Source organism: Buttiauxella cochleicola (assembly GCF_021282405.1).
Taxonomy (GTDB): Bacteria; Pseudomonadota; Gammaproteobacteria; order Enterobacterales; family Enterobacteriaceae; genus Buttiauxella; species Buttiauxella massiliensis.
The window spans coordinates 256996-270194 of sequence record NZ_JAJSOU010000001.1 but is presented as its reverse complement, the minus strand read 5'-3'; the positions used below and the strand labels follow the sequence as shown (position 1 = coordinate 270194).

At 49.3% G+C, this 13199-nt stretch carries 9 protein-coding genes; 2 read left to right on the top strand and 7 right to left on the bottom strand.

All coding sequences use genetic code 11. The annotated features are described in order from the left end of the window. Positions 1 to 271: 271 nt before the first annotated feature. Together LVQ79_RS01220 and LVQ79_RS01215 are read left to right on the top strand one after the other, a co-directional pair. The gene (locus tag LVQ79_RS01220; RefSeq protein WP_232863614.1) at positions 272 to 1051 is read left to right on the top strand and encodes an MBL fold metallo-hydrolase; all 780 of its coding nucleotides are present in this window, start codon (positions 272 to 274) and stop codon (positions 1049 to 1051) included. Positions 1052 to 1168: 117 nt separating this feature from the next. Further along, positions 1169 to 2143, top strand: coding sequence for a GlxA family transcriptional regulator (locus tag LVQ79_RS01215; RefSeq protein ID WP_232863613.1), 975 nt, complete (start codon positions 1169 to 1171; stop codon positions 2141 to 2143). 370 nt (positions 2144 to 2513) lie between these two features. Here the strand turns inward: LVQ79_RS01215 and LVQ79_RS01210 are convergent, their stop codons facing one another. The 7 genes from LVQ79_RS01210 to tssK all read right to left on the bottom strand — a co-directional run bounded on the left by LVQ79_RS01210 (position 2514) and on the right by tssK (position 13199). Then, complete coding sequence (locus LVQ79_RS01210; protein ID WP_232863612.1) at positions 2514 to 3083, bottom strand: hypothetical protein; 570 nt, start codon at positions 3081 to 3083, stop codon at positions 2514 to 2516. An 81-nt stretch (positions 3084 to 3164) separates the two neighbouring features. Then, the gene (locus tag LVQ79_RS01205) at positions 3165 to 3749 is read right to left on the bottom strand and encodes a hypothetical protein (RefSeq protein WP_232863611.1); all 585 of its coding nucleotides are present in this window, start codon (positions 3747 to 3749) and stop codon (positions 3165 to 3167) included. Between the two features lie 121 nt (positions 3750 to 3870). Further along, positions 3871 to 5178 (bottom strand): VasL domain-containing protein, encoded by a 1308-nt coding sequence (locus LVQ79_RS22530; protein WP_232863610.1) that lies wholly within the window; start codon positions 5176 to 5178, stop codon positions 3871 to 3873. Continuing rightward, entirely contained in the window at positions 5175 to 7727 is a 2553-nt protein-coding gene (gene tssH / locus LVQ79_RS01195) for a type VI secretion system ATPase TssH (protein ID WP_232863609.1), read from the bottom strand. The genes LVQ79_RS22530 and tssH overlap by 4 nt, the downstream gene beginning before the upstream one ends. A gap of 15 nt (positions 7728 to 7742) precedes the next feature. Continuing rightward, complete coding sequence (locus tag LVQ79_RS01190) at positions 7743 to 11048, bottom strand: type VI secretion system protein (protein ID WP_232863608.1); 3306 nt, start codon at positions 11046 to 11048, stop codon at positions 7743 to 7745. 136 nt (positions 11049 to 11184) lie between these two features. Beyond that, complete coding sequence (locus LVQ79_RS01185; RefSeq protein ID WP_232863607.1) at positions 11185 to 11808, bottom strand: DotU family type IV/VI secretion system protein; 624 nt, start codon at positions 11806 to 11808, stop codon at positions 11185 to 11187. Further along, positions 11805 to 13199: a type VI secretion system baseplate subunit TssK gene (gene tssK, locus LVQ79_RS01180; RefSeq protein WP_232863606.1), complete on the bottom strand. Its 1395-nt coding sequence runs from the start codon at positions 13197 to 13199 to the stop codon at positions 11805 to 11807. Before tssK ends, LVQ79_RS01185 begins: the two co-directional genes overlap by 4 nt.

Genomic DNA, 13199 nt, shown 5'->3' with positions numbered 1-13199 from the left:
TAACGCATTCAGACCTGACGGAAAATAGTTAACCTCAAATACTAACCCTTAAGTCAGTATTTGAGGTTCAGCCCGCTTTTCACGCAGTGAAAGAAAATAACTGGTAAAAAAGTGCGCAATCGTGATTGACCTGATTCCATCGACTAATGGCCTGTGAGCATGTCACTGCCTGCCCCTTCTTCAGCATACAGTAAGCCCACTCGCAGCCCCTGCATGGCAAAAGAAAATGCGGTGGCTGAATCTCAACTTTGATTAATGACTGGAGCCATCTATGAAATTAACGCAAATTCGCAATGCGACACTGATGCTGGAATATGCGGGTAACAAATTCTTAATAGACCCGATGTTGGCTGAAAAGGAAGCATGGGATGGATTTGCCGGAAACGCACGACCTCACCTGCGTAACCCTATGGTTTCCTTGCCTGTAGCGATTGAAGATTTGCTGGCCGTTGATGCCGTTATTCTGACGCATACGCATACTGATCACTGGGATGAGGCAGCGCAACAGGCGGTGCCTAAAGACATGCTGATCTACACACAGGATGAGAACGATGCGACCCTGATCCGTTCCCAGGGATTTCTAAATATTCGTGTTTTGAAAGATGAAAATCATTTCGTGGATGGTCTGACTATCTATAAAACTGACGGTCAGCACGGCAGCAACGAATTATATGCAGATGCAGTATTCGGCGATTTACTGGGTGATGCATGTGGGCTGGTCTTTACCCATCATGATGAAAAAACCCTTTATATTGCAGGTGACACCGTCTGGGTTAAGCCATATGTAAGAAGCCTACAGCGCTTCAAGCCAGAAATTGTGGTGCTTAACACCGGCTATGCTGTTAACGATCTTTACGGGCCAATTATAATGGGCAAAGAGGACACTCTGCGCACGCATAAGATGTTGCCAGAGGCGACCATTGTTGCTTCTCATATGGAGTCGGTTAACCATTGCCTTCTCACACGCACGGAGTTACGTGAGTTCACTCGTGAACATGGCATTGAAGATAACGTTCTTATTCCTGAAGACGGTGAGACAATGGCTTTCTGATAAGTGCCTGTGTCTGAAAGATACATCCCGGAACATCACCTGTTATTCTTTAGCCTCTCAAATTCAGTGTGTTAGCAGCTGGTAAACAGTGGCTATCCTTACAATAAGGTTAACTTTATGTCTGCACTGACGGTCGCCGTGATTGCCACGGCAGGCTTCAGCCCGTTTCACTTCTCAGTGCCCTGTATTATTTTCGGACCTTCTATGCCGCAACCGGATTTATTCCGTGTAGAGATCTGTGCCGAAAAACCGGGCATTGTTCTGTCTGATATTGGGTTATCCATCAACGTGGATCATGGTCTTGAGAGGCTTGATGTTGCAGACATTATTATTGTGCCCTACTGGAATAATCCGGATGAATTACCCTCTCCGTTATTGCTGGATAAACTTATCCACGCATGGCAGCGCGGCGCTGAAGTGGTCGGCCTTTGTCTAGGCACATACGTTCTTGCTTACTCTGGTTTGCTAGATGGGCACCGTGCAGCCACGCACTGGGAATATGAAAGGGACTTCATTGAACGTTTTCCTGCGGTGCATCTGGACCGCAACTCGCTGTATACCAGCGATGAACGTCTTATTACCTCTGCCGGTACGGCCGCCGGTATCGACTGTTGTCTGAGCATCATTCGTGATCATTACGGCTCTGCGATTGCCAACCGGGTTGCCAGAAGAATGGTTGTCCCCCCTTACCGGGAAGGTGGTCAGGCTCAGTTTATTGAACGCCCAATCCCGTTGACAACGCGGGACAGCAAAATGAACGAACTGATGGATTATCTGCGCCGCAATCTGGATAAGCCCCACGATCTCGACTCTCTGTCCGGGTTTGTCAGTATGAGTCGACGAACACTAACCCGCCATTTTTTAAAGGCAACCGGGACAACGCTGGGAGAATGGCTGAACGCGGAGCGTCTTCAAAGAAGCCAGGAATTACTGGAAACCACGGATAGCAGCATTGAAACCGTGTCCGACATGGTTGGTTTTCAGTCACCGATATCTTTCCGTCAGAGTTTTAAGGCGAGATTCGGCGTCAGCCCTAGCGAATGGCGCCGCACATTCCGTGGCCCTGCGTCTGTTGATCAGGAAAAGAGTTAAGCCCAGTTTAAGAAATCCGAAAAGAGCGTTATTCAACGACCAATCGCCGTGCCGTGTTGCTACTGGCTGGGTTGTTGCGTTATTGCCAGGTTTATGGCAACTGATTTCGACTGCTGCCCCAGGCTCCTTGCCCCCAGTCTCACCGATATTGAGCTGATTAAGGCGGGCAACTCATAGGGATAAAATTGAGGCTGCATTATTAAGGCACTTTTAGCCGTGTACGTAATGAGTGGTTAAACTTACCCTTTCAATACGAGTAAAAATCCACCTTCGTAGAAGGTGGCATTGCTTTGGCGCCCAATAGGAGCGTGCTAAGCTCCAGACCGTAGGGTCTTCGCTTCACATTCCATTCAGACTTATTTGACTGCCTTTAAGCATTGACTCTAATTTTGGTGCTTGCCCTTAGCAAAGAGATATTTTTCAAATTATTCCTTTCATTTATTGCTGAAAAAAACTCATTTAACTCTTCTCTATTACGCATAAATCGCATCAACCCAAAATCAGGATCATAAAGATAAAGATATTTATCATCAGAACCATAGGCCATGGCATGATCTCTGAGATGGATAGTTCCACAAGGGTATAATGACTTGCCTAATTCCTCGATTATGACGTTTCTGTTCATAGTATAGTCCGAGGGGGATAAGTTAAACCATTTGAAGGTAATAATACTCCCACTGTATTTATTAACTAGCTCTAATGTATCAAATTTATTAATCTCATCATTATTTAAATCATTAACGGTTTTATTTTTTACGTAGTTCTTGTGCATAAGTTCAATTTCGCGGATGTTGAAATGATTAACATCGATCAATTGATTCCTCATGATTTTATCGAGAAAATAAAATGATGCCCCTCGGCAGGATTGAGAAGAGTAGCGTTTTCTGTAACTCGCTCCGTTACCAAAACCATACATCTCTCTATATGTTAGTGAATTCATATAACCTCACAGACTTACATTCATAAATGCCAGCCATATAATGACTGGCATTACCTAAACATTTCTTAATTAATTTAAATTTTAACTTTCTGCAATATAACGAGAGCCGTTAAACTTCCTGGGTATATTCCCTTTTACAATATGATATTCACCAGTGCGCATTTGTTCCTTATACGTTTCTGCACCTTCGCGACTTGCCCAGCGGTGAAAAGCCGTATAGATATAATACCCTCTGGGTGCGCTGACCCAAGAAAAACGAACTCCATTCATCATCATTTTTTTAGCAAAATTATCAATCCATGTCTTTTGACCTAATTCACACGAATGGAATTTGATAACCCCCACCTCTTTCAAACCGTACTGAAGCAATCTCTCAACCAGTTTATTTTGCTTTATTTCCTCCAGACCATCAGAAGATGCATGGGAAACGATGATTAACTTATCGGATAATGTTAAATCACTCAGTAAGGTTTTCATTTCCACTGACTCTGGTTCAGGGATAATGCATACAGGATTTTTGTAGGCTGAATCCATAAATTTTTTCTGATATTTTGTATCAGGAGCCGAGTAATCGTAGGCGTATACGACCCTTGTTTTCCCATATTTCCATTTTGCACTTGGATGTAAATATCCGGCCACTTTAGAAAGTCGACTAGTAAAGGACATAAAACCTCTTAAGTTTAGTTATGTATCAAGAAAGACAAAAGCAATGAACAAAATAATTAGTTCATTACATGACAAACAACATGAAATATAATCTTATCTAGAAAGATATTTAGTTATAAAATCAATATTCCGTTAATACCTCATGACGTAAAAATTCGTTAAACCGGCTCTTAATTTCATCATTTAAAGTATTATCCTTAATCCCTGACGCACGCTGCTGCTCACGTTCTAACAGTAATACACTTACCGGCGTTTCCATGTTTTGTAGTGCCTGTTTCATTTCGTAGATTTCAGTTTTTAATTCAGAAATGGTGATATGGCTGCGCTGTTTCTTTTCCGATTCCAGTAGACGTTGCTCTAAAGCAACGAGTCGTCGCTGCACTTCAAACCAGCCTTCAGCTCGCTTAAGGTTTTCTGAGTTTTTCTCAAGCATGGCTTTCCAGTGGGTCGATGCAGGATTTCCAGGAGCCGCCGCCTCCAGACGCTTTGCAAGATTGTTCCCCTGCGCCAGCAGCCAGGTGGCAGGCATTTGTCCCAGCGCCTGAAGATTGTCGTCGATTTTCCGGAACTGCTCCTCGCTCAGCTTCTCAGCAGCCAGGTCAGGTACATTGAACAACTGCTCAACTTGCTTAAGCGCGCTAAAAGGAGCCAACACCGCAGGTTGTGCGACCAGATGCTGGAATAGCCACAACCCACCGGCCGGGATAGTGATAAGCAACGTTGCTGCCAACGCACCTGCAGCAAGCCAGTGCCAACGGCGGTCAGGAATATCGTTAACCAACACGGGTGTGGGTTCTTCAGGAACAGAAACGTCAGCCACTGGTTCAATGGGTAGCACGACCGTAGGGGTTTTACACACCAGTTGAATTTGCTGCGCCGGGTCGACATCCAGAACAATGTTTTGCGAAGTACGGGAGCGCACCTGCAAGAAATAACAGAGGTTGTTCAGCATATCTGCACCTCTCACCTGCAGCTTCTGCGCCTGCCGACCAATAATCTCCAGCGCGGACTCCGCGCGTGACAGCGACTGAGCATCATCTGTCGACTGCGCCTGGGTGTACATCGGCGTAATGACATTGCCGGTAAACCACTCCAGCGCGTAACGACGCAGACCCAGATCGGCAACTTCGCTGCCGTGACGCTCGCCGAAGCTCAATGCCGACGCCAGTAGCTCCAATGATTTGGCCAGGCCAGACCAACCCGCAAGGCGCATCTGGATCAAACAGAACCATGCCCCCGTGTGCAAATCGTAACCATGACGCAGGAAGATACGTTGGCAAAGTTTATCCAGTTCAATCCAGTTCAACGATGCATTTGGCGTACGCTGTAGTTTGCTAATTTCGCTACTGAGCAATAAAAATGCCTTGCTGTGCTTTGGCACGCCTGGATTAAACTTCACCTCACTGAGCGTCTTTAATTTCTCACTCACGCCCCGTCCTTAATGGCCTTCCTGGCCAGCGCAATTTGCCCCTTGCTGACCGTCAACGTCAGCTTCTGGTCAATAACACCCGAATTATCCAACAAGATATCTGCCAGCAACGGCATCAGCATCTTATTGATCACCGCATCAATATCACGGGCACCGCTCTGAGCGACCAGACAATGCTCAGCGATAAATGCCACCACTTTGGGCTGGTACTTCAACTGACTTTCACCGTTTGCTGCAGCCACACGCTTACCCACTTTATCGAGCTTGAGGCGAATGATTTGTTGCAGACTTTCACCCTGAATCGGCAGATAAGGAATAAGCTGAACTCGGCCCATCAGCGCCGGGCGGAAAACGCGCTCAAACTCTGGACGGATCAGCGCACACAGCGCTTCACTGGTCATTTCTTTTTGCTCGCAGGCCGTCATAATTTGCTCGGATGCCAGATTACTGGTCAAAATAATCAACGTATTACGGAAATTAACCTGCTGCCCCTCGGCATCTTCCATCCAGCCTTTATCGAATACCTGATAGAACAGTTCCATCACGTCCGGGTGAGCTTTTTCGACTTCGTCGAGTAGCACCACGCTATGCGGATTACGGCGCACGGCTTCGGTCAACACACCGCCCTGCCCATAACCCACGTATCCCGGTGGGGAACCTTTCAGACCAGAAACAGAATGTGCTTCCTGGTATTCAGACATATTGATGGTGATTAAGCCGCGTTCGCCGCCATACATCAGCTCTGCGAGGGTTAAAGCTGTTTCGGTTTTCCCCACGCCACTTGGCCCCGCCAGCATAAACACGCCGGTCGGTTTTACCGGATCGTTAATACCAGCCTGAGCAATGCGAATCTGCTGTGCAATAGCGTTTAGGGCCGCGTCCTGACCGATGACCCGTTGTTGCAGGCGTTTTGGCAGCTCATTAATGCGTTCGGATGATTTTTCCAGCATGCGGCCCAGCGGTATGCCGGTCCAGCCCGCGACCACATCCGCCACGCAAACATCATCAACACAATCAAACACCAGCGCATATCGGCGGTGAGATTCTTTCAGTTCCTCACGTAACTCAGTGAGCCGCTGTTCGTCCGTGCAACTCTGAATGTCATTGACTAAAAGGCGCTGTTGCTGCCAGACAGGTTGTAATTCAGCCAGGTTTGCGCTCAGTTCAGACTCGCGCTGGGCTATCCATGCCAGCCGAGGCTGATGTTTGCCCTCAGCCAGTAAACAATCACGCTCGCAGCGCAGGTTATTTAACAGCGCGTGGAGATCTTCAATCTCTTTAGGTTGATGGCACTGGGAAACTGCAACGCGTGCGCAGGCTGTATCTAGCAAAGACACGGACTTATCCGGCAACTGACGGCCAACAATGTAACGCGATGAAAGCTGAACAGCCGCGGTCAGCGCGCTATTCATAATTTGTACTTTATGATGGCGAGCCATCACGGGAGCCATAGACCGTAGCATCGCTGTCGCCATCTCCTCATCAGGTTCCGCGACCTTGACGACCTGGAAGCGCCGGGCCAAAGCGGCATCTTTTTCGAAGTATTTCTTGTACTCAGCCCAGGTCGTGGCGGCAATAACGCGGACTTCTCCACGTGCCAGTGCCGGTTTGAGCAGATTGGCCGCATCGTTCTGGCCCGCCGTGCCGCCAGCCCCAATCAAGGTGTGGGCTTCATCGATAAACAGGAGGATCGGCTGCGGATGTTGCTTGACCTCTTTAAGTAACTTCTGCAAACGATTTTCAAATTCGCCTTTTACACTCGCACCGGCTTGTAGCAGCCCCATATCCAGGGTGAATACTTCAAGCGTCTTTAATGCATCAGGCACGCTGCCCGCGACAATGCGCTGGGCCAGACCCTCTGCCAGTGCGGTTTTTCCGACACCCGGCTCTCCGGTGAGTACTGGATTGTTCTGACGCCGACGCAACAGAATATCTATCGTCTGGCGGATTTCGACTTCACGTCCCAGTACCGGGTCTAGTTGTCCGGTGCGCGCTTGCTCCGTCAAATTATGCGTATATTTTGCCAGTGCACTATTTTCGTTGAGTGGCGACCCACTTTCCGGGCGGGCTTCAGATGGCCTGTCACTCGCTGCACTTTTGAGCAGGGAATCAGCCTCATTGGTATCGCATTCAAGCGCCTGTTGAACTTTCACCGGCAGTTTTTGTTGCAGGCCCTTTTCGTCCGTTAGCAGACAGGCAAACAAAGCACTACTGGCAATATTCTTTTGTTGCCAGTTCACGCTGGCGTGGAGCCACGCAGCTTCAATAAACTGCGTTAAAGACTCGGACAGCACCGGCCCGCGAGTATTGCCGGTGCGGAAACTGTCCAAAGCCTTTTGCAGAGCGCTAACCAACTGGTCTCCATGGAGCCCGGTATTCAGGCACAGTCCTTCAACCAGGTCTGCATGATTGCTGACTAACGCCAGCAACAGGTGCTCAACATCAACTTCGTGATGCGTTCGGGCAACAGCAAGCCCAATCGCTTTATCAAGCGAGCTTCGGGCGTCAGCGCGTAGAAGATGAAGAATACTTTTTAAATAATTGCTCATGATTTCACTTACTCCTTAATTGACGCACATGGCGACCGAGGTCGGTAACGTGGCGAGTTTTCCCTGGAAATAGCCTGGCTGCTGGCGACTGCGCTGACGCTCTAACTGCTCTTCTCGCAACGCTTTCAGCGTTTCGACTTCGTCATTTAAGCTTTTCCACTGTTGCCAGTGCGCCTGAACCGTCTGTTGACCGCGCAGACCGAAACGCACCAGCACTTTTTCAATTGCCAGATCTTTTAATGACTGAACGCCCGCAGGCTCAAATTCATCAAGCGCAAAAGCACGCTCTCCCTGGTCGAAATCTGCCAGGAAATCGGTCCATGCGCTGTCGCCGAAATAGCGGTGTTTAATGTCCGCCCCGGGGAATTTCACGGTCAGCGTCACGGCGTTGCATTGATTTGGCGACCAGTTAAAACGCGCTTCTTCACGCAAATTGCCGCTATCAAGTTGCGAGGAACCCGTTGCGCAGTGCAGGTCCAGTCGGGTACCGACAGGCATCAGGCGCGCCCCGCCAGGGATAGTGGCCGGTAAGCTTGCAACTTCAACGGTCAGCGCTTTTTTCTCAAGTGACGCAAGCTGTGTTTCGCGCAAAGAAATCTGTTCTTCGAGACGACTTATTTCATCGTGGCTGCGGGTTTGCTCGCGCTCTGGCATCAGCGCCAGGTCATCGGGCTCCACCACATAATTGACGACCTGCATAAAGTCAGAGGTAAAGGGAATGCTGTGCCCATGGAAGTCGCCCGCACGCAGCCCCATCGCGGTAGCCTTCATCACGTTGATTGCCGACTCCTGAAGGAAGTCAGAAACATATCGCCAGGCTTTTTCTTGCTGCTGTTTTGGATCGCGCTGCTCGGCGCGGTTGCCCAATGGCTGTAGCACCTTGCTTTGCCAGTTTTCTTCAATCCAGCATGCAGAAGTGGCCATCGCATTGGCGGTCAGGGTATTAAGCTGACTCTCCAGCAGAGCCCAAACAGCGCCACGACCGATGTTATTTTCAGGCAGTTCCATCTGTTTACGCAGTTGGGTATAGGTCAGCCAAAGCGTATTTAGCGGGTTAGGTTTTCCCACCACACCCGTGTTAAACAGCCCTAGAGTCAATGCGGGTGAATGGCCATGTGTTGCAATCGCCTGATTAACGGATTCTTCCACAGCGCCTCGCCATTGTTGCCAACTGGCAACATCGCCACTATTCACCACGGGCATAGTGGCGTCACCGCGCACCATGCGTCGAAGCGCTGAACGCAGGCTTTTCTCTTTATCATCCAGGGATTCCAGCCATGAAAATCTGCCAGGAAAGCGTTGGAGAACGTTGATGCGGCGCATTTCTGCCAGCCACGGATATGCTTCCCCGTCACGGACATCGGCAAGTTCGCGTTGGGCACGACGCATAAATTCAGCGACAGGATCCTGACCCTTGGCTATCGCCATCAGTTGAGCCGAGGTGGCTTTTTGGCCAGGTAATAGCGCCTCCTGGCGAGCCATCACCAGTAAAAATGCCAACCATGCATCTTGCTTTAAGCCCGACCATTGTTCCCAAAAGGCGCTAAAAACGGGCAGCGTTTGCTCTTCACCACTGGCCTGCTGGATAAGTGCAATATGTTGCGTAATGACACGTTGCCCTTCTTCGAGCCAGATGCCGGACAATGCTTTATTGCTGTCAGAATGGGGCCAGAAGTGAGTCAGGCTCAGGCTATTTAGCTGGCTGTCGTCGGCGATTAACCAACGCCATTTTGGATCGCTGTTCACGAGTTCTTTAAGAATGAGCTGCATCGCGGCAATGCCACTGGTCTTATTGCCATAGCGAAGGATCGCGCGCTCAAGCACCAGTTGCTCTTTTTCGCTCAAGTTCTCGGGAGCGGAGATCAATCGTAGTGCATCCGGGGTTCTCGGCAGATCGACAAGTTTTTCCACCGCCAGGCCTTTTAACATTTCGTGACGCGTCAAAATGCTTTGCGCCAAGGCCAGAATCATCTGGCGCTGCTGCTGAGGCTCAACGCCATAAAACTCGCGACGATAAGCCTTCAGTTGGCCATAGATATCATTGACCTGACCGTTATGGTTCACAGCAATCTCAGTTTCCAGTGCGGTATGGCGCTGGCGTAGCAGAGGAATAAACGGGGTATAACGCAACGGACTGGACATCCACTTTTCGTTATATTCAACGCCCTGGGCCAACATAGGGAGTGTATTACCCTTCACCGGAACCATTAGCTGACGAGTTTCCCAGGCGCTGAACAGCAAGGCACATGTCAGTACGCCGGTCAGCGCGGGGATTGCCCATTTGTCCAGCCACTGCTGACGTTTGCCAAACGCCTCCGGGACACGGGTTGTGCTGTTTTCAGGCAGTACCTGCGAGAGCAATTCCTGGACAAAAAGCGCATCGCGAGTCTGATGTTGTTGTGGACGCTCAACACTTGCCGTCAGCCAGATACCCGCCAACGAACCACTGGCGAAGTAGGCATCAGGCTCACAGAGCGCAGCAACATAGTGATGTAACGGCCCCTGTAACAATGAAAGGTTATGGGAAAAGTTCAGCATTGCGCCCAGGCTGGCATCTGGCAATGCGCCCGTCATCATGCTTAAACGACTCATATCGATCCCCTGCTTCAGTGAAGCAAACATCGGGTCCAACAGGGTCATGTCCTGTCTGTCGGCAACGGGCGCTTTACGCCAGCTATAGCCCAGCGCCTGTTGGCGTTGCTGCTCAGACAATTTGTTCGCCCACAGCGTAAAACCATCAAGCTTGTCGCACTCGGTCAGCACCACATAAATCGGGAGTCTGCGGCGAACAGATCTCATCACCGGTTCAAGTTGAGTGCGCAACTGGCGCGCCTGCTGATGGAGTTCAAGCACCGATTTTGTTTGCAGGTCGCGACAGGAGACGCACACCACCACGCCTGCCGGTGCGGTTATTTTTCCACACCAGTTAGCCAGTTTGAGCCAGGCCGCTTTCGCAGCTGGTTTCCCGTGCAGGAAATAGCTAGAGATATCAAGGAAGCCTCCCGTTTTAAAGAACCACCAGCGCAGGGTTCTCGTTGGCACAACCTGCTCATTTTCAGGTTGATGCGACATAATTGGCAGCCTTGCCGATGCCATTAATGTCGTTTTACCGCAGCGTTCACCCATTAATAAAAACCACGGCACGCTACGACGTTTGCGGCTAATACGTTTAATTACCGCAGAACCACTTCGCCAGTGCTCATATAACACCTGTTCCAGGCGCGAAAATTGTAGCGGCGCATAAAAACGACTCAGATTTCTTTTTTTCCATAATAAAGCAACACCCGACCAGGCCGCGCGGAAAATTAACAATATAAGCAACTGCGCAAGCCATAAAATTATCGCCAGATAAAGAGACTCATCTAACCATATTGTTATGACCACAGAGATTAATAATATTATGCAGAGCAGCATCGCCCACCCTGCAAAAGAGAGTAATTTCTTTAACATAATTCACTCAGACTAAGGTAAGCAGCATTCCACTTAATACGCCATATCCAATAGCGAGGAGCCATAACATGGAATACTTGCTATTAACCATACGAGATAATATCCCGCTTGCTTTTTTTGAAGCCGAATAACAAAGCGGAGTTATCTCGCCATCATTTGGCCATTCATGCCAGGGGTTGGGCAAACTCTGGCGCTCAGTTTCAATTTTCTTAATGAGTTCACTGCTATCCTGATAATGGTATTTCCCATGAAACCCCATGAGTAAACAATGTAAATAGACCATGCGCAGCGCAGTATTTTCACTGTCAATATTATCGAGACGAGTAAAGAACTCCTCACCGCCTATAACCGTGTTGAAATAATGCATCTGCAATAACTCATTGCGCCATCCCTGCTTAACAGGAAGATCTGAGCGCAATATCACTTCATCAAACCAGACGGCCATAGCAAATAATGCATCGTCAGCATCGGTTTCTGGAATCGCTAATTGTCGGGACGCATGAATGGCTTGTTGAAATGTCTCCAGCGTTTTCTGACGAAAACTATCATCATCTAAAGGTTGCACATCCTGATGTGATAATTCGCTTACCAGCTTTAAAACCGGCAGGTAGCAATCCACTAAATACATCATGGTGCCCCCATATACAGCAGTTGAACCTGCAAATCATCCGGCGCCTGAGTCCAGAAGAATCCAGCCTGGCGATCACGTTCGATTTTCTGCCACAGTTCGCTGCTTTGATCGATCTGCAAATAGCGCGAGTCGCTGCGTTTTGGCACACCCCGTGGCGGCTGGCTGCACAACTGAAGCGGCACGCCAGGAAGCGCGTGCTGAATAATGGCATCCAGCGCCTGCCGGGAAGCCAGTTTCATACTTTGCACAGCGTTGCTCAAGGTGCTCATTTTGCAAAATTGCGCAGAACGCACCAACAGGTAAATTGTGCCCGCCAGCTCCGCTTGCGGCCTGTCAACTTCGGCACTGTAGACATCATGCTCGTCACGTTGCAGCGTAACGTAAGTGTTCTCTTCCAGCACCAGGCTGTTCAAGAGTGCGAGAAGCACACGCCTTGCACTGTCAAAACAGACTATCAGGTTGTGGTGATCGTACGGCAGCAAAGCATCATCGCCATGGCTCCACTCGCCGCTGAAATTACAGTCATCGTTAAAAGATGAAAGCTCACCAATAAGCTGGCTAAGCTGGGCATACATCATCCATGGATGCAGTTGTGGAGCATTGCGGTACAGCGTCAGCAGCGGCAGAGCACGGTTGAGTGAACGCATCGCCAGCAGCTGAATCACCGACTCTGTATTTTCGTCGCTGTTCACCAACCTTTCTGAGCGTTTGTACTCTTCCAACATCCGCGCACGGCTACTCAACTCGTAATAAATATGATCGATTAGCTTCGTTAAGCTTGTGCAACCTTTAAGGCTGATGGACGCCGGAGCAAAACTGTGGTCGGCCACCACGTTCTGGCCGTCAAAGCGAAAACGAGCTAATGGGAAGCAGGCGTAATCTACCGCTTCGGTCTGCTCTTCATCCCACATCAGGCGCAGGTTATACGTCACGTGGGGTACCGAGGTTTCTGGTCCCTGGTGATAGACATCTTTCATCACGTGCTCATCGCGACTGTTTATCCAGCGCGTAACTGCGTGCTGCTGTTCGTCTTCGACCATGCTGACATTTTGTCGCTGCGGATCAAACTTGCGCAGCGCAAGCCATAACGTGAAAGGACGATCACGATGTTTCCAGGCGTTGCGGAAATTACGCTTCTCTATCTGGCAATTGCCCGGATATTCGAGATACAAACCCTCAGGCAGCAACAGTCGCAGCTTGCTGATGTCAGCAGTAAAGTCGATCAACGCCTCTTCATTGAGCTGGTAATCCAAAACGCCGTAATTCCATGGTTGGGCCAGTTGATGATGGCGACTGTGGATCCAGTTCTGATGCAGATCGGCGGACTGAAAGTGCTGAGGCTGTAGATAAAGCCCTGAGTACCAGTAAATGGCTTGTTGTTCAGGTAACAT